The organism is Aestuariivivens insulae, assembly GCF_022662195.1.
Lineage (GTDB): Bacteria > Bacteroidota > Bacteroidia > Flavobacteriales > Flavobacteriaceae > Aestuariivivens > Aestuariivivens insulae.
Genome location: NZ_JAKMCS010000017.1, coordinates 18939 through 38308 on the forward strand (window position 1 = coordinate 18939; position 19370 = coordinate 38308).

General features: G+C 36.3%; 16 protein-coding genes. 12 read left to right on the top strand and 4 right to left on the bottom strand.

The features are described from left to right. Both MR062_RS15710 and nadC read right to left on the bottom strand, forming a co-directional pair. Positions 1 to 939 carry a YihY/virulence factor BrkB family protein gene (locus tag MR062_RS15710; RefSeq protein WP_242205998.1) on the bottom strand — a complete coding sequence of 313 codons (939 nt, stop codon included), beginning with the start codon at positions 937 to 939 and terminating at the stop codon, positions 1 to 3. Positions 940 to 1016: 77 nt separating this feature from the next. Next, positions 1017 to 1877: a carboxylating nicotinate-nucleotide diphosphorylase gene (nadC, locus tag MR062_RS15715; RefSeq protein WP_242206000.1), complete on the bottom strand. Its 861-nt coding sequence runs from the start codon at positions 1875 to 1877 to the stop codon at positions 1017 to 1019. A gap of 123 nt (positions 1878 to 2000) precedes the next feature. On the opposite strand from nadC, the gene rlmH reads away from it, so the two are divergent. Then, a complete protein-coding gene (rlmH, locus tag MR062_RS15720; protein ID WP_242206002.1) occupies positions 2001 to 2474 on the top strand; it encodes a 23S rRNA (pseudouridine(1915)-N(3))-methyltransferase RlmH in 474 nt (157 codons plus the stop codon). Here rlmH and hpf read toward each other — a convergent pair. Together hpf and MR062_RS15730 are read right to left on the bottom strand one after the other, a co-directional pair. Continuing rightward, a complete protein-coding gene (hpf, locus tag MR062_RS15725; protein WP_242206008.1) occupies positions 2471 to 2770 on the bottom strand; it encodes a ribosome hibernation-promoting factor, HPF/YfiA family in 300 nt (99 codons plus the stop codon). The genes rlmH and hpf overlap by 4 nt on opposite strands. A gap of 397 nt (positions 2771 to 3167) precedes the next feature. Beyond that, positions 3168 to 4721 carry a tetratricopeptide repeat protein gene (locus MR062_RS15730; RefSeq protein ID WP_242206010.1) on the bottom strand — a complete coding sequence of 518 codons (1554 nt, stop codon included), beginning with the start codon at positions 4719 to 4721 and terminating at the stop codon, positions 3168 to 3170. 142 nt (positions 4722 to 4863) lie between these two features. Between MR062_RS15730 and MR062_RS15735 the strand changes: the two genes are divergently transcribed. The 11 genes from MR062_RS15735 (at position 4864) to MR062_RS15785 (ending at position 19359) form a co-directional block, all read left to right on the top strand. Continuing rightward, positions 4864 to 5448, top strand: coding sequence for a non-canonical purine NTP diphosphatase (locus MR062_RS15735; protein ID WP_242206012.1), 585 nt, complete (start codon positions 4864 to 4866; stop codon positions 5446 to 5448). Between the two features lie 52 nt (positions 5449 to 5500). Then, positions 5501 to 7720, top strand: a complete 2220-nt coding sequence (locus MR062_RS15740; protein WP_242206066.1) for a RelA/SpoT family protein — start codon at positions 5501 to 5503, stop codon at positions 7718 to 7720. A 25-nt stretch (positions 7721 to 7745) separates the two neighbouring features. After that, complete coding sequence (locus MR062_RS15745; RefSeq protein ID WP_242206013.1) at positions 7746 to 8234, top strand: Fur family transcriptional regulator; 489 nt, start codon at positions 7746 to 7748, stop codon at positions 8232 to 8234. Between the two features lie 14 nt (positions 8235 to 8248). Continuing rightward, positions 8249 to 9523, top strand: a complete 1275-nt coding sequence (locus MR062_RS15750) for an adenylosuccinate synthase (RefSeq protein WP_242206015.1) — start codon at positions 8249 to 8251, stop codon at positions 9521 to 9523. A 110-nt stretch (positions 9524 to 9633) separates the two neighbouring features. After that, on the top strand, positions 9634 to 11415 hold the full coding sequence (locus tag MR062_RS15755) for an OstA-like protein (protein WP_317235860.1): 1782 nt from the start codon (positions 9634 to 9636) through the stop codon (positions 11413 to 11415). Between the two features lie 7 nt (positions 11416 to 11422). After that, positions 11423 to 12601 carry an aspartate aminotransferase family protein gene (locus tag MR062_RS15760; protein ID WP_242206017.1) on the top strand — a complete coding sequence of 393 codons (1179 nt, stop codon included), beginning with the start codon at positions 11423 to 11425 and terminating at the stop codon, positions 12599 to 12601. Between the two features lie 153 nt (positions 12602 to 12754). Further along, positions 12755 to 14143: a tetratricopeptide repeat protein gene (locus tag MR062_RS15765; RefSeq protein ID WP_242206018.1), complete on the top strand. Its 1389-nt coding sequence runs from the start codon at positions 12755 to 12757 to the stop codon at positions 14141 to 14143. A 51-nt stretch (positions 14144 to 14194) separates the two neighbouring features. Beyond that, positions 14195 to 15115 carry a DUF368 domain-containing protein gene (locus MR062_RS15770; RefSeq protein ID WP_242206019.1) on the top strand — a complete coding sequence of 307 codons (921 nt, stop codon included), beginning with the start codon at positions 14195 to 14197 and terminating at the stop codon, positions 15113 to 15115. Further along, entirely contained in the window at positions 15116 to 16135 is a 1020-nt protein-coding gene (locus tag MR062_RS15775; RefSeq protein ID WP_242206020.1) for a DUF368 domain-containing protein, read from the top strand. It begins immediately after the preceding gene. After that, complete coding sequence (locus MR062_RS15780) at positions 16128 to 16868, top strand: shikimate dehydrogenase family protein (RefSeq protein WP_242206021.1); 741 nt, start codon at positions 16128 to 16130, stop codon at positions 16866 to 16868. Before MR062_RS15775 ends, MR062_RS15780 begins: the two co-directional genes overlap by 8 nt. Positions 16869 to 17022: 154 nt before the next feature. Then, positions 17023 to 19359, top strand: coding sequence for a DUF349 domain-containing protein (locus tag MR062_RS15785; RefSeq protein WP_242206022.1), 2337 nt, complete (start codon positions 17023 to 17025; stop codon positions 19357 to 19359). Positions 19360 to 19370 lie beyond the last annotated feature (11 nt).

The following is a 19370-nucleotide window of genomic DNA, read 5'->3' on the forward strand; positions in this document are numbered from 1 at the left end:
CTATCTTCTTTTGCGAAGTGTATTTAAAGACACATTAAGTTCATAGCCCAACAATAAAATATTAGCATTGAGCCATAAATAAAATAGCAGGATTAACAACGCCCCAATAGATCCATACAATTTATTATACTGACCAAAATTTTCAATGTAAATACCAAACAGGTAAGACGTTAAAATAATGAGTAGGGTGGTAAACAAAGCCCCTATTGAAAAAAATTTAGACTCTTTTCCTTCCCTTGTACCAAAATAATATAATGTGGCGGTAGCCATATAAACCATGACAACGAAAAACACATACTTAGCGATACCGTACCAAAACACAGTGTCTGGCTCTACATAGCCTGTACTATTTAGCGCATCTACCAATTCTTGTACTACATAAATTTGAAAATATCCCAAAACCACAATGGTAATAATAAGTAAGAAGGCCAATATTAAAGCAATACCCAAAGCATACAAATACTGCTTAAACACATTTCTGGTTAATTGTTCATGATAGGAGTTTTCGAATCCAGAAAAAATAGCATTTACCCCATTAGCCATTAAAGCGATGGACAACACAAAAACCGAAGACAACAATCCGCCCCGTTTGGAGTTTTCAATATTTTTAAAGATGTTATCGAAGAAAAAATCGGAAGTGCTAGGTGGCAAAAACGAGGTTAAAAAATTCATGAAGTCCTCTTGAAAACTATCTATAGGAATTTCTGGAATAACAATTATAACAAACAACAAAAAAGGAAACAATGCTGTAAAGAAACTAAATGCAATGGCACTGGCCCGTGTTGTTAAAGCCCCTTTTACTATTCCTGTTATGTACAGTTCAAGCAAATCGTAAAAAGACAATCCTTCAAGACCCGGTAGTTTTATTTGCTTAAAAAAGCGAACCAAAACATTTAACACAGGAATTTTATCAAGATTATCTTCTATAGGCTTAGTCATTAAAATACTATTTGTTTTGGCTAAATTTATATATGCAATTTATACAAAAAACAACCAACAAATGCTTCAACGAACAATTATTTAACCGCTTTTAGACTCAAGTCCATATTATAAACCGAATGGGTTAAAGCACCGCATGAAATATAATTAACACCACACTCCGCATAATGCCTAATGGTAGTTTCATTAATGTTTCCGGAGGATTCAATAAGGCATTTATCCCCTATTAACTTTACAGCTTTTCGAGTATCTTCATAATCGAAATTATCTAATAAAATTCTGTGAATACCATCGTTTCGCAATATCTCTTCAACCTCTAGCAAATTTCTAGCTTCTACCATAATAAGCAAGTCCTTTTCGGTTTCTTTTAAATACTGCTTAGTGGTTTCAATGGCTTTGGTAATACCTCCAGCAAAATCGATATGATTGTCTTTTAGCATGATCATGTCGTACAAGGCAAATCTGTGGTTTTCACCGCCTCCAATTTTTACGGCCCACTTTTCCAAAACACGAATACCCGGCGTGGTTTTTCTGGTATCCAAAATTTTTGTTTTAGTGCCTTTCACCAAATCGACATATAGCTTTGTTTTTGTGGCAATGGCACTCATACGCTGCATGGCGTTTAAAACCGTGCGCTCGGCTTTTAATATGGATTGTGAAGGCCCTTCAACATACATTACAATATCACCAAAGGTCACCTCTGTACCATCTTCAATAAGGACATCAATTTTTAAACTCTTATCTACATAAGCAAAAACTTTTTTAGCAAAATTAACCCCTCCTATAACCCCTTTGTCCTTAACCAACAGCTTAGCTTTTCCTCTTGCATTTTCGGGTATGCACGCCAACGAGCTATGATCTCCATCGCCTACATCTTCATTTATAGCACTAGTAATTATGCGTCTTACTTCTGAATCAAAGTGTTCTTGTGTAATCATAATCTAAAAGTTTGATGCTAAAATAAGAAATTGATTGACGAAATAATATTTTACATTTAGCTATTTTTTAAATTTTATATAGTTTAATACCGCAAAGGAAAACGTAAATCTTAATTTTGCCTAATGAGAATAAAACTAATAGCCATTGGAAAAACTGACAACAAGCAACTTATCGCTTTAATAGAGGACTACACCAAACGTTTGGGCTTTTATATCAAATTTTCTTTCGACATCATTCCCGATATAAAAAATGCTAAAAACCTAACCGAAGAACAACAAAAAGATAAGGAAGGAAAACTCATTTTAAACCATATTACCCCTTCAGACGTTTTAGTTTTATTAGATGAAAACGGACAGCAATTCAGCTCCGTTTCATTTTCTAAATATTTACAGAAACATATGAACTCTGGTATAAAGCAACTTATTTTCGTTATTGGTGGCCCTTATGGTTTTTCTCAAGAAATCTACCAACGCGCCAACGAAAAAATAGCCTTATCTAAAATGACGTTTTCCCATCAAATGATACGTTTGTTCTTTATAGAACAATTGTATCGCGGGTTCACCATTTTACGAAATGAACCTTACCACCACCGTTAATGTTTTACAAAAACATGTTTCCTCTTTTTCAACTGTATTTCTAAGTCCTTAATGGTTTTCTTAACAGCATTTTCGAATGTGCTTTCGTTTGAAGTTGCAAATAATCGAGGCCCTGGGGCACTTAATTCAATTTTACAGATTTTTCCATTTTCGTTGTCGTTATGCTCTATTTCAAAATGGACTTCGGCATTGATGATCCAATCGTATTTTTGGTTAAGTTTATTTAATTTTTCTGTTACATAAGTGTTCATGGCTTCACTGGTTAGCATATGAACGTATTGAATGTTAATCGTCATAGTTCGTTCTTTTTAATCTGTTAAAATAATACTCTAAAATAGCAAAATTTAAAAAAGGGGCTTCTAACAAAAATCATAAAAAAGATATAAAAAATTACAGCTGCTCGGATTTAGCCTATAATTATTGGATATGAGCTACAGATTTAATTCTTACGATTAAAGGAATTGAAAAGCCAGCCAAGAACTGTATGATATTGAACAATAGAGATTGAAAATTAGAGGTTAGAAATCAACTAACAACTAACGACCAAACTACCGCAAAAGCGATTGGAGCGGCAGCTTTTTTAAAATTCCAAAAATTTTAAAAAACTATAGCGGAAAGCGCGGTGGCTTGCCATTTGCCCTAAAAACCATCTGCAAAGATGATGTTAGCCATGCGCACTAATTACTTACAGTTTTAAATTTGGCTTTTAACTAAATTTGAAGAAGCCATTAATTTTGTAGTTTCCTCTATTCCTTTTAACGGAATTAACCTTTTAGGCCCTCTTGCCAATGCCGCTTTATAAAGAGCTAACGCCTCTTGTGGCCTGCCCTGTAAGTTTAGGAATTTAGCATACAATTCTTTTGTTGGCATTAATATATCTGGCGGGCCGTAGCTATAAGGGACATTATCTTCTAGGTCTACAGAGGTCTTGAAAAATTGTTCGGCCACATCAAGCTCTTCTTTCAACCAGGCCGCAAGTCCCAATAACTGCGTATTCATAACTTCAGCACGTTTAACATCCGTTCTATTGGGAAGCGATCTCTCGGACGACGCACATAAACTGCCTCCATTACTTATATTATCAACTAAAAGCGATTCCTGCTTTATCTCACCTTCCAAACCGCCAATTATTTTATTTAATGTTCCTACTTCTTTATTCTTGAAAGCTTTCATGCCCTCAATAAAATAATTTTGGGCTTTAACCGAAATGTTCATCCCCGTTATATCAATCTCTACGTTTGCTATAGCATGGCCCCAGAGATCTGTCTCAGCAAGAAAAGTTCCTTTTAAAAACAAAAGGTGTGCTCTTGCCCTTTTAGATGGTTTTTCTTTACAGTATTTTTGCATGTCCCAGACCATTTTTTCGGCTTCTTCCACCTGTTCCTTTTGTAAATATCCATACTCTAACCAGTGGTAAGCATGATAGCCACGGGCATCATTATCCAACCCTTTATCGCGCATTCTTTTTAAACTCGCTCCATAAGAATCTATATTAGAAGCAACCACCTTATCCCACATTCCCAGGGCAACATAAATATGTGATGGCATATGCAAGGCATGGCTGGCATCTGGCGCTACCTTTGCATAAGAGTTCGCCGCATCTAGCGCCAAGTGCGCATGCTTAGGGTCATCATAAGAATGTATTAAATAATGTAGCGCTCCTGGGTGCTTCGCATTTTTTTCTAGAATTTTATTGGCAACCGTTGCGCCTTCTCCATAAATGGAATCATTTCTTCCCTCTGAAACCGATCCCAATAGGGATAAGGCATAAAAAGCTGCTATTTCATTCTGGTCGGGATATTTATCATATAACGATTTCATGAACGCCATATAACTCTTATCCCGTTCATTTTTTGGGGTTTTTGGCTTATACAGTATTTTTATAGCTTCCAACAGGTCTTTTTCCACAGGATTTAACCCAGTTGCATTTATTAGATCTATCTTTTCAACAGCAGCAACACCATCTTGATAGTCTTGCTCCCGCCAAAGGCTATGATTATAGGTCATGGCTTCCCCCCAATAGGCCATAGCCATATTAGCGTCTAATTTTTGCGCCTCTACAAAAGCCTCTCTTGCATCTTGATATTCAAAACTATGCAGCAACAACAACCCCTTTTCAAAAAGCTGAAGGGCTTGTGCTTTTCCTGTAACTTCAAAATCAACAATCCCTAAATATGTTGGTGACTCTTCCTTATTTTTGCAAGAAGTCATTATAACGAGAAAAACAAAAATGACAATTGGTTTCATTGGCTGGAATATTTAGTTTTTATGACATCAAAAATCTTGTTGTTTTAAAGATACGTAATATTTTTATCGGAAATTAGCAGCGTATTAAGATTATTTACCCTAATCTTAAACACAATACTATTAAAACCTAAAACCATTAATTTTGACAAAACTTGTTTTCGCTACAAATAATTTGAATAAAATAAAAGAAGTTCAAGCGTTGTTACCGTCAAACATTAAACTTTTAAGCCTAAAGGATATTGGATGCTTTGAGGACATTCCCGAAACCCAAAGCACCATTGAGGGCAACGCTAGACAGAAATCAGACTATATAAAAGCAAACTATAACTACGACTGCTTTGCAGACGATACTGGATTGGAAGTTGAAGCTCTTAGTGGTGCTCCAGGCGTGTTTTCGGCACGTTATGCTGGCGACCATCGCAATGACGGTGACAATATGGACAAACTACTTCTCAACTTAAACCAGCATGAGAACAGAAAGGCACAATTCAAAACCGTAATTGCCTTACACTTAAACAACCAAACCCATATATTTACGGGTATTTGCAAAGGTGAAATAATTAATAACAAACTAGGCAGCAAAGGTTTTGGTTACGATCCAGTTTTTAAACCCAAAGGTTACGACCAAACTTTTGCACAAATGGATTTAGGCACAAAAAACAAGATAAGCCATCGTGGCAAAGCCATTTCACAGCTCATTACCTTTCTAAATACAACAACTATTTAAAAAACAAAAAAGGGTTGCCTGTTATTTAACTTTATGCTACCTTTAATATATGATGACCGAAGAAGCCATAGAAAAAGAGAATTTAGCCATTACAAAAGCTTATAAAGAATTACTTAAGGTTAGCTATCGAACACTATCCAGAGACGATAAAAAATTGATACGCAAGGCTTTTGATATTGCATTGGATGGACACAAAGACCAGCGCAGGAAATCTGGTGAAGCCTACATATTCCACCCCATTGCCGTTGCTAAAATAGTGGCCCAGGAAATAGGTCTGGATGCCACCTCAATTGCTGCCGCTCTACTACACGATGTTGTTGAAGACAATGAAGATTATTCTATTGACGATATTGAGCAACTTTTTGGTGAAACCATTGCTAAAATTGTAAATGGGCTCACTAAAATCTCTTCCTTAAGTAAAGAACAGGACATGGATGTTTCTTTACAGGCCGAGAATTTCAGAAAAATGCTCTTAACATTAAATGACGATGTTAGGGTAATTATTATAAAAATAGCAGACCGGTTACATAACATGCAAACCATGGACGCCATGCGCCCGGACAAACAAGTTAAAATAGCTTCTGAAACACTATACATCTATGCCCCTCTGGCCCACAGAATAGGGCTCTACAATATAAAAACAGAACTCGAAGACCTTGGATTAAAGTACACCGAACCTGAAGTTTACAATGATATTTTAAATAAAATAAAGGAAAGCAAGGAAGAACAGGATCTGTACATAGAACAGTTTAGCTCAGTCATTAAAAATTCTTTGGACAAAGAAAACATGAGCTACACCATAAAAGGACGTCCTAAATCTATTTTTTCCATTAGAAGGAAAATGGTAAAACAAGGCGTTTCCTTTGACGAGGTGTACGATAAGTTTGCCATTAGAATCATTTATAGCAGCGATGAAATAAACGAAAAATTCTTGGCCTGGAAAATTTATTCAATTGTAACTGATCATTTTCGTCCTAACCCTACCAGATTACGCGACTGGATTTCATCACCAAAATCGACTGGTTATGAAGCCCTTCACATAACAGTAATGGGCCCTAAAGGCAGATGGGTTGAAGTACAGATACGCAGTGAACGGATGAATGAAATTGCCGAAAAAGGTTATGCAGCACACTACAAGTATAAGCAATCAGATGAAAAAGAGGACAGTCTAGAGAACTGGATCAATCGCTTACAAGAGGCCCTTGAAAACCCACACCTTAATGCTGTAGATTTTGTAGAGCAATTTAAGCTCAACCTATATTCACAGGAAATATTTGTATTTACCCCAAAAGGTGAACTAAAATCGTTACCCAAAGGAGCAACAGCTTTAGACTTTGCCTTTAGCATACATACCGAAGTGGGCATGAGAACCCGTGGCGCTAAGGTTAATGGCAAATTGGTTCCCTTAAGCCATATGTTACATAGTGGTGACCAAGTAGATATACTAACTTCTGAAATTGCCAAACCAACAGCCAACTGGCTAGATTATGCAACAACGGCGAGAGCACGAAGTAAAATTAAATCGGCTTTAAAAGAAGATAAAAAACTAATAGGCCTAGACGGCAAAGAAATTTTAAGACGAAAATTAAGGCAACTTAAAATTAACCTTAGCGAGCAAACCGTAAATGATTTGGTACGCTATTTTAAGCTTAAAACAAGTCTCGACCTATTTTACCGTGTTGGTATTGGCTCCATAGACAATACCATGCTAAAAGATTATGCAGCCTCTAGGAGCAATGCTTTTGTTAGCTATATAAAAAATAAAATTTCACGTAAGCCAACAATTAGCAAGGAAGATATAGAAAAAGACGAGGTTACCGCAAAATACGACCTACTTGTTTTTGGCAAAGAAGAAGAAAAGCTGGATTATAAATTAGCCAATTGCTGTAATCCCATTCCTGGCGATGAAGTGTTTGGTTTCCTTACAGTTTCTGAAGGTATAAAGGTGCACAAAAAAAATTGCCCTAATGCGTTAAGCCTACAATCCAATTACGCTTACAGAATAATCCAAGCCAAATGGATAGACTCAACACAACAGGAGTTCTTAGTAAAAATAGAGGTTTCCGGTATCGATCACTTGGGGCTTGTTAATGAAATTACACAAATAATTTCCTCAAACATGCATGTTAATATGAAAAGCCTTAATTTCGAAACAGACGACGGCTTATTTTCAGGTAGAATCAATGCCGTTGTTAAGAACAATACCATGTTAAAAAAGTTGTTAGAAAAACTTAAAAAAATTAATGGCATCGATAAGGTTAAAAGAGTGTAAAAAAATGTAAATTTGCCACGAAATTATGAGCACGAATTCTGAGACTAAAAATCAGGACATTGTAAAAAATGTCTTTACCGGCTTTTTAGAAGCTAACGGTCACCGAAAAACACCGGAGCGTTACGCTATACTTCAGGAAATATACAATCATAACGAACACTTCGATATCGAGTCTTTATACTTAAGTATGAAGAATAAGAAATATCGCGTTTCCAGGGCAACACTCTATAATACCATTGAACTGCTTTTAGAATGTGGTTTGGTTAGAAAACACCAATTCGGTCAAAACCAAGCACATTATGAAAAATCTTATTTCGATAAGCAACACGACCATGTTATCTTAACCGATACTGGTGAAGTTATAGAATTTTGTGACCCTAGGATCCAATCTATAAAAAAAACAATTGAAGAGGTTTTTGATATCGAAATTAACACTCACTCACTTTATTTTTACGGAAACAGAAAATCTCCCGTATCACCGGATAAGGATCAGGACGGGACAACCACTAATTAACTAATAACTTTACAATGGCAGTAGATTTACTACTAGGATTACAATGGGGAGACGAGGGCAAAGGAAAAATTGTTGATGTACTCACCTCCAACTACAACATTATTGCACGTTTTCAAGGAGGACCAAATGCTGGTCACACTTTAGTGTTTAATGGAAAAAAACATGTTTTACACACCATACCCTCGGGCATTTTCCATGATGATGCCATCAATTTAGTTGGTAATGGGGTGGTTATCGATCCCGTTATTTTTAAAGGCGAATTAGACAAATTAGATGAGCAGGGTGTCGATTATAGAAAATCATTACTTATTTCCCGTAAAGCCCATATCATTTTACCTACCCACAGATTATTGGATGCCGCTAGCGAAGCCTCTAAAGGAAAGGCTAAAATAGGCTCTACCCTAAAAGGTATCGGGCCAACTTATATGGACAAAACCGGTAGGAATGGTATTCGTGTTGGCGATTTGGAACTAAGCGATTGGAAAGAACGTTACAGAGCACTAGCCGATAAGCACGAGTCCATGATAGCTTATTACAATGTTGAGATTGAATACAACTTAGAAGAACTGGAGGCTGAATTCTTTAAAGCCGTAGATGTTCTAAAATCACTAACCTTTATAGATTCTGAAGAATACATCTACCAGGCCCAAAAGTCTGGTAAAACCATTTTGGCAGAAGGTGCGCAAGGTTCGTTATTGGATATTGATTTTGGAACCTATCCGTTTGTAACCTCAAGTAACACCACAGCTGCCGGGGCATGTACTGGCCTGGGTGTTTCTCCTAATAAAATTGGAGAAGTATTCGGTATTTTTAAAGCTTATACCACACGCGTTGGTTCTGGGCCTTTCCCTACCGAACTATTTGATGAAGATGGTGCTACTATGGCCAAAGTAGGTCATGAATTTGGCGCCACTACAGGACGTCCAAGACGTTGTGGTTGGTTAGATTTAGTAGCGTTAAAATACGCTTGTCAAGTAAATGGTGTTACCCAACTCATGATGATGAAAGGCGATGTACTTTCTGGTTTTAAAACATTAAAGATTTGTACCGCTTATAATTATAAAGGTGATATTATTGAACACTTACCTTATAATATCGAGCCAGAAAATGTACAACCTATTTATACTGAGTTTTCAGGTTGGGATGAAGATTTAACAACGATGTCTGAAGCTTCACAATTACCAAAAGCCCTTAACGATTATATTGATTTCTTGGAAAAAGAATTAGAGATTCCAATTACCATTGTTTCGGTTGGACCGGATAGAAAGCAGACCATTTTTAGAGGATAACCCTATTATATTTCATAAATGAACGCTCCAAAAACTATTTTGGAGCGTTTTTTGTTCCAGTATATCGAAACATTAATATTATCGCTATTTTTGCTACAAACTATTATAATTTGAATACATCATATAAACTTCCTATACTCATACTGCTTGGCCTTATTTCTATGTTTTCTATAGAAGCCCAACAAAAAAAGCGGATAGAAATTCAACAAGCTGGATTTTTAAATACAGATGAAGAAAAATTCCCTGGTGCTACAATTATAACCCGAGATGACAGTGGCCAAGTACACATTACCCACGAAAGTATTTCTTTGTGGTGCGACAGAGCCATACAATATAAAGCCGACAACTTTATAGAGGCCTATGGTAATGTAAAAATGATAGAAAGCGACACCATTACCATGGATGCTAAATATGTGGAGTACAGTGGCAAAACACAACTCGCCTTTGCTAGTGGCCACGTGATCCTAACAACCCCAGATTCCGAACTAAAAACAGACACACTTTACTTCGACCGTATAAAGCAACAGGCCTATTATAGAACTGGTGGCACCGTGGTTAAAGATACCTCGGGAACCATTACCAGTAAAATAGGTAGGTACTACATGAACTTAAAAAAATATAAGTTCATCGATGATGTGGTTCTGGTTAATAAAGAATCCACCATTAACACCAATTTTTTCGACTTTTACGAAGATACTGGCCATGCCTACCTTTATGGCCCCTCCACTATCACAACACCGGAAAGTAAAACCTATTGCGAAAGAGGCTTTTACAATACCGAACTTAAAATAGGCTACGCTGTTAAAAAGGCTAAAATAGATTACGACAACCGCATTGTTGAAGGCGACAGCTTATATTTCGACAACAATACCAACTTTGCATCGGCCACCAACCATATAAAAGTAACAGACACCATTAATAATAGTGTGGTTACCGGCCATTATGCCGAAGTTTACAAAGCCAAAGATTCTGTATTTATAACCAAGCGCGCCCTAGTAGCAACACTACAGGAAAAAGATTCCATTTACATTCACGCCGACACCTTAATGGTAACAGGAAAGCCCGAAAAACGAATTACCAGGGCCTTTAGAAATGTAAGGCTCTTTAAATCGAATATGAGTGGCAAAGCAGATTCCATTCACGTTAATCACGCTACAGGATTAACACAAATGATCAATATTTCGAAGCTTTCAAATAACGATCCATTTGCCGTTAAGCACAAACCCATTTTATGGAATATTAAAAATCAAATAACAGGAGACACCATTCATTTAAAATCGAATCCTGAAACCGAAAAAATAGATTCGCTTATTGTGTTCGATAATGCTTTTGTAATAAGCAAAGACACCTTAGATGCTGGATACAATCAAATAAATGGCAAAAAATTAATAGGGCTCTTTAATGACGACAATGAACTTTACCATGTAGACATCCTAAAAAATGCGCAATCTATTTATTACATGCGTAATGAAAACAATGAGCTGGTGGGTATTGACAAATCCAAATCGGGGAGTATTCAAATTTTTATATCCGATAGGGAAATTGATGAAGTTAGAAAGCTTAATCAAGTGGATGGAACAATCCATCCTGAATCTATGTTTCCAGAAAATGAAAAATTGCTAAAAGGCTTCGATTGGCGAGAGGAAGAACGCCCCTTAAGTATAGACGATTTGTTTAAAGACGATCTTCCTTTTGAATTACCTAAAATAAAAGGGCTGGAAGACTATAAGCCACAAGAAGACTTTTTTGATGAAGACATGATGGAGCGTATTGAAAAAGCAGACGAAGAGTCTACCTCAACTGCAGAAGATGAAGGTAAGGCCTCTAGAAATCTGCCTCAAGATGTAAAGGACAAAAGAAAACCCAAAGACCTAAAAAAGGTTCCCAAGTAGTTAAGCTATGAAATCCGATTTCTTTAAATACCAAGCCCAAACAACCCCTCACCCCATAGGCATGGAAATCTCCCATGCTTCTGGATCCTATGTCTATGACAGCAACAATACAGCTCATTTAGACTTTGTTTCCGGAGTTTCGGCTTGTCCACTAGGGCACAACCACCCCAAAGTAGTACAGGCTATAAAAAATCAATTAGACCGCTACATGCATGTTATGGTATATGGTGAATACATACAGGAACCAGCCGTACAACTCACCAAACTATTAGCTAAAAACCTACCCAGCCATTTAGAAAAGACTTATTTAACCAATTCGGGAACAGAAGCCATAGAAGGCGCCATAAAATTAGCAAAGCGTGCTACGGGAAGAAGTGAGGTAATCGCTGCAAAACAGGCCTACCATGGCAATACTATGGGAGCCATGAGCGTGATGGGGTTTGAGGAACGCAAACAAGCCTTTCGCCCGCTTATTCCCCATGTAAGGTTCATCGAGTTCAATAATAAAACCGATTTAGAGCATATCACCCAAAATACAGCTTGCATTATTTTAGAGACCATACAAGGAGGTGCAGGTTTTATTGAGCCCAAAGATGGGTATCTAGAAGCCGTTAGAAGCCGTTGCGACCAAACGGGCACCCTACTTATATTGGATGAAATCCAGCCAGGTATTGGCAGGACTGGGAAACTATTTGGTTTTGAGCATTACAATTGCGCTCCCGATATTTTGGTTACGGGCAAAGGCCTTGGCGGTGGCATGCCAATTGGTGCCTTTACGGCATCTAGCGTACTAATGGACTCGCTACAAAACCATCCAAAACTGGGGCATATTACTACTTTTGGAGGACACCCTGTTATTGCTGCTGCTGCATTAGCAACGCTTCAAGAAATAACGAATAGCGATTTAATGGCACAAAGCCTAGAAAAAGAAAAATTGTTTAGAAAGCAGTTAAAGCACCCACTCATTAAAGAAATACGTGGCATTGGTTTAATGCTGGCTTTAATCATGCCTTCAAAAGCTATTGCCGATCAACTCATTATCGAAGCCCAAAAACACGGACTTATCTTGTTTTGGTTACTTTTTGAAACCAGAGCAGTACGTATTACCCCACCTTTAACGATCACAAACGAAGAAATAACGAAAGGCTGTGGCATCATTATTGATATATTAAACAACATCGAATAGATTTCAACCCATTGAATATCAACTAAAAACACATCACATTAAAGCAATAGCCTCAAAAATGTTCATTACTTTGTTAAAAACATTTGTTGAATTCACCCTAAAAAAAAGAATAGAACCTTAAATTTATTGAGGTAGAACTTTACTATCGTGCCTATGGAGTTTAGTCAAGACGACAACAACAACTTGCCACTATCAAAATTCGAATCGATGTTAAAAACAAACCATGTGTTGTTTTTTGACTCAGAAGAATTTGAAAACATTATCCACCACTACCTTAATCACGGTAAGATAGCCCTAGCCAAAAAGGCCATTAAACTAGGGTTAGACCAACACCCTACTTCCATAAACCTGAAATTGTTTAAAGTTGAAGTATTTGTGTTTGAAGACAAGCTAATTGAAGCAGACGAACTACTCAATACATTGTACAGTATAGATCCGGCTAATGAAGAAATTTATATCCAAAAAGCGAATATTTTATCGAAAAAAGACGAACATAAAAAAGCCATTAATGTTCTAAAAAAAGCCTTGGACCTTACAGACGATGTGGTAGACATTTATTCGCTAATAGGTATGGAGTATCTATTTTTAGATGAATTTGAAAATGCCAAGACCTACTTTATGAAGTGTCTCGAAGAAGACCTACAAGATTACGCGGCGCTTTATAACATCATTTACTGTTTTGACTTTCTTAATCAAAACCAAGATGCCATAGAATATCTAAACATATTCTTAGACAAAAATCCCTATTGTGAAGTGGCATGGCACCAATTGGGCAAACAATACCTCGAACTCAAAAAGTACCGGAAAGCGTTAGCGGCTTTCGATTTTGCCATTATTTCTGATGATACTTTTGTTGGGGCTTATTTAGAACGCGGTAAAGTTTTAGAAAAACTAAAACGCTACGACGAAGCCATTGAGAACTACAATATAACGCTTAAACTGGACGACCCAACATCCTTTGCTTTATTACGAATAGGAAGTTGCTATGAAAAATTGAACAATAACGAACTTGCCGTTCAATATTACTATAAAACAGTCCATGAAGACCCTTTATTGGATAAAGGCTGGATAGCAATAACAAAATTTTACAATAAGAACAAAAATTACCAAAAAGCACTACACTATATCAATAAGGCCATTAACATAGATTCTGAAAATGTGACCTATTGGAAACTATACGCCCAAATAAACCATCGATTAAACTTTTTTGAAGAAGCAGAACGCGGCTATAAAAAAACCTTGGAACTTGGTAATTACGAATTAAACACATGGCTTTCAAGAGGTGATTTGCTTATTAAATTGGGCGAACTGGAAGCATCGGTTTACAACTTCGAACAAGCCATTGAATTTTACCCAGAAAACGCAGAATTGGAATACCGCTTGGCAGGATTGTTTTTTGTTTTAAATGAAAATGACAAAGGTTCGTTCCATCTTAAAAATGGACTTCGTTACAACAAAGAATACGCCTTCATTATAGACGAACTCTTTCCAGAGGTCACTAATAAAATTCAAGTTAAAAATCTGCTAAAAACCAATCTTTAAACTGTTCTTAGTCTAAAATACATATCTTTGATTTTTGCTAAAAACCAAAATATGCAAAGACGATTAGCTGACTATTTAATCATATCCCTGAAAGGTATCGCCATGGGTGCCGCCGATGCCGTACCAGGAGTTTCAGGAGGAACCATTGCTTTTATCTCTGGCATTTACGAAGAACTCATTACAACCATAAGCAATGTAAATCCATCTCTTTTTAAAACGCTTTTCAAAAAAGGGCTAGTCCCATTTTGGAAAGCACTGAACGGCAACTTTTTATTGGCCCTGTTATTAGGCATCATTGTAAGTTTTGTAAGTTTTATGAGGCTTGCTAAATACTTATTGGAACACCATCCCATTTTAATTTGGTCTTTCTTTTTCGGGCTTATTGTAGCCAGTATTTATTTTGTTGGCAAGCAAATAAAGCTATGGAATATCCCCGTTGTAGTAGCTTTAATCATTGGAGCAGGTATTGCCTTTTATGTGAGTCAATTGCCTTCGCTAGGAACAAACGACCACCTATGGTTTTTGTTTTTCGCTGGAGCTGTAGCTATTTGTGCGATGATCTTGCCAGGCATTTCTGGATCTTTTATACTTATTATTTTAGGGGCCTATAAAACACTAAGTGATGCTCTACACGATTTCGACATAAAAAAAATTCTAGTCTTTGTAGCTGGGGCAGCAATAGGGCTTTTAAGTTTTAGCCATGTTTTAAAATGGCTCTTTAAGCACTATCATAATATCACCCTAGCCTTGTTAACAGGTTTTATTTTTGGGTCTTTAAATAAAGTTTGGCCCTGGAAAGAAACCCTTACATGGCACACCAACTCCAAAGGTATAAAGGCTCCTTTATTACAAAAAAGCATCTCCCCGTTTTCATTTAACGGAGACAACCAATTGCTATTTGCCATACTATTAATGGTCGTTGGTTTTTTAACTATTTTTAGTTTAGAAAAATTAGGCAATAAAAACGTTTAAATGGAAAGTACCAGAACACTTACCGATAAAATTTTTCTCGTCCTTAAAGGGTTGGGCATGGGTGCCGCCAATAAGGTTCCTGGTGTTTCTGGAGGCGTTGTGGCATTTGTTGCTGGGTTTTACGAAGAGTTTATTTATTCGCTTCAAAAGATAAACCGAAAAGCCTTTTTATTGCTCATTAACCGTCGCTACAAAAGCTGTTTCAATTATATAAACGGACGCTTTCTGCTCTTGCTATTCCTGGGCATGATAGTGAGTTATTTTAGCGTTTCCAAGCTCTTAGACTACCTTATATTTCATTATGAACTATACGTGTGGAGCGTATTTTTTGGTATGATTATAGGCTCTATCTATTACATAAACAAAGATTTTAGAGATTGGAACTACAAAACCTATACAGCATTGACTATTGGAATTATCCTTGGTTTAAGCATTAGCTTTCTGAGTCCTGCAAAAGAAAATGACAATCTTTGGTTTGTGTTCTTTTGTGGTATTATAAGTGTTTCGGGCATGACGCTCCCAGGGTTTTCGGGATCGTTCATTCTTATTCTATTGGGTAATTATGTGTTATTATTGGTCGACTCGGTAAATGCGCTTTACGATACATTTTATGAAATATTAGGAGGCAACTTTTCTTTTATAGAAAACCATGAACGTATAAAAATGCTAAAGGTTCTAGCCGTCTTCACATTAGGTTCTGTAACAGGATTGGTAACATTTTCCCATCTGTTAAGTTATATTTTAAAGCATTATAAGAGCATTACACTTTCAACGATTATTGGGTTTATTATTGGTTCATTAGGCGTAGTATGGCCCTGGAAAGAGACCATATATAAACACAATGAAAGTGGTGAGTTAATATTCGATTCAACCGGAAAAAAAATAATTGAAAACTACCAACGTTACATTCCCGAATTAAACCAAGAAACACTATATGCCGTTTTATTTATTCTATTGGGGATTGTAATTGTTCTAGCTTTGGAAGCTTATGGCGCAAAAACAAGAAAATACAATGCATAAATTAGGCCTTTTAGGAAAAAACATATCTTACTCCTTTTCAAGAGCATATTTTAAAAGTAAATTTGAAAGGGAAGGCATTTCAGATTATAGTTATGAAAATTTCGATTTAGAGCATATCGATTTATTGCCTTCAACAATAAAGGCCAATCCTAACTTAAAAGGACTAAACGTAACGATACCCTACAAACAAGAAGTCATCCCGTTTTTGGATAAGTTAGACAAAAAAGCCGAAGAAATAGGGGCTGTAAATACAATCAAAATCACCAATGACGGCAAACTTATTGGCCACAATACCGATTGTTATGGTTTTGAAAAATCCCTTAGTCCCTTATTAAACCCTAAACATAAATCGGCTTTAATTTTAGGCACAGGAGGTGCCAGTAAAGCGATAGCATATAGCTTAAAAAAGTTAGGCATCTCTTATAAATATGTTTCAAGAAAGGCTTCAGAGCATGTAAGTTTCACCTATACCGATTTAACCGAAACCATTATAAAACAGCACTTAATCATTATAAACTGCACCCCTTTAGGCACTTTCCCAAATATAGAAGACTGCCCTAGTATTCCATATCATGCCATCACCAAAGACCATGTTTTATATGACTTAATCTATAATCCAGAAGAAACCACCTTTTTAAAACGGGGCAAGGCCAATGGTGCAACCATTTGTAATGGTCAAAAAATGCTGGAATTACAGGCAGAAAAATCTTGGTCTATATGGAGTTCGCCTTAAAATCGTGTGTTTTACATACTTAATCCAATGCTTTGCTTTGTAAATCCTTAGGTAGTTAGTATATTTATACCTATTATTGTTTGTATTTACCATACTCTAGAATGGTATTTTTTACTTTAAAAACATTTATTTAACGACCCTAAACATTTTTAAAATGTCTGAGATTGATAACCTGCAAAAAGCAGAAGGAGAACAAGAAATTAAAAAAGAGGCCCACACAGAAGTCAGTAACCAAGAGGTTGCAGATAGCCCTATTTCAAATACCGAAACTTCGGAAAAGGAAACAGAGCAACAACAAAATGAAGTTGAGGCTAATACCGATTCTACTAAAGCCAAAGACCATACTGTCGATAAACCTGAAGCCCATGATAATGGGGAAGTTCTAGGTGAAACTGAAGCTTCCAATGCCAAAAATACCGAAGATGTCGATACTTCAGAAAAGGAAACAGAGCAACAGCAAAATGAAGTTGAAGTTAATACCAATTCTGCTAAAGCCGAAGACCATACTGTCGATAAACCTGAAGCCCATGATAATGGGGAGGTTTTAGGTGAAACTGAAACTTCCAATGCCGAAAATACCGAAGATGCCCATACTTCAGAAAAGGAAACAGAGCAACAGCAAAATGAAGTTGAGGCTAATACCGACTCTACCAAAGCTGAAGACAACACAGGCGATAAATCTGAAGCCCAAAATGACGATGAAGTTTTAGATGAAATAGAAGCATCCAATGCAGAAGATGCCGAAGATGAGGGTAACAAAGACAGACATACCATCGAGGTAAAAGAATACGATAAAATGTCGTTAGAGGCATTGGCCATAGAACTTGAAAGACTGTTAAGAAACGAAAAGGTTCAAGCCATAAGGTCACATGTTCAGCATATAAATAATGAATTCAAGTCCAAATTTCAGGCTTTAATAGACGAAAAAAAGACCGAATTTATAAATGATGGCGGTAACGAGATAGATTTCTATTATAGCTCACCTGTTCAAAAAAGGTACAAACAAGCTTATAAAGAATACCGTCACAAGCTAAACGAGCACTACCAAAATCTAGAAAAAAACCTAAAGCAGAACTTAGCAGAAAAGCTTGAAATTATAGAAGAGCTAAAAGGGTTAATCAATGTTGAGGAAAATATCAACACAACCTACAAGCACTTTAAAGAATTACAAGAACGCTGGCGTAATACAGGACCTATACCTAGAGACAAATACAACAATGCATGGAATAGCTACCACCATCATGTAGAAATGTTCTATGATTTTCTGCACTTAAACAGAGACTTACGGGATTTGGATTTTAAACACAATCTCGAAAAGAAATTAAAAATTATTGAGCGCGCCGAAGCCTTAGCTAAAGAAGATGATATCCTTTACGCCTTTAGGGAACTACAAGAGCTCCATAAAATGTGGAAAGAAGAATTGGGGCCAGTAGCAAAAGAACATCGTGAAAGTATCTGGGAACGCTTTAAAATAGCCACGAAAGAGATTAATGATAAGAGACAGCTTTATTTTAAGGAAATAGATAAGATTTATGAAAAGAATCTTGAAAAGAAAGAAGAGATTATAGCTAAAATAAGTGCAATTGCAGACGAAAACATAAATTCACACAATGGCTGGCAAAAGAAAATTAAAGAAGTTGAAGCATTAAGAGAAGCCTTTTTTAATGCTGGAAAAGTACCTTTAAAAGTTAACGAGGCTACCTGGGCAAAGTTTAAGGAAGTTGTAAGGAACTTTAATAGAAAAAAGAATGCTTTTTACAAAGATTTAAAAAAGGATCAATACAATAATCTTCAAAAAAAATTAGAGCTCATTAAAATTGCCGAGGACAATAAAGACAGTGAAGATTTTGAAACTGTTACACCATTAATGAAAAAAATCCAGAGCGATTGGAAAAAAATTGGCCATGTACCACGTAAGGACAGCGACAAGATTTGGAAGCGATTTAAGAAAGCTTGCAATTATTATTTTGATAGGATACATGCCAATAAAAATGCTGCCAATAAACAAGAACTGGAAGCTTTTAGCAAAAAGCAAGAGATGCTTGACACCCTTAAAAGTATAGAAATAAGTGGTGATAAAACTAAGGATTTAGAAACTATAAACGAACAAATTTCAATTTGGAAAGCCATAGGTAGAGTGCCTTACGACAAACGTTATATAGAAGGCAAGTTCTATAAAGCACTGGATAGTCTGTTTTTAGACTTAAAAATGGATAAGAGTGAAATTGAAATGATTAAGTTTGAAAACAAACTGGAACAACTTAATAACGAAGATAACTCTAAGCATTTAGATAACGAGCGTGCGTTTATAAGCAAGAAAATAACTGAAGTTAAAAGTCAAATAAATCAGTTGGAAAATAACCTGCAGTTTTTCACAAATGTAGATGACGACAACCCACTTGTTAAAGAAGTTCACAGCAACATCAAAAAGCACAAGGAAGAGTTAAAACTTTGGAAGAAAAAATTCAAAAAGATAAAAGAACTTTACTAACAAGTTTATCA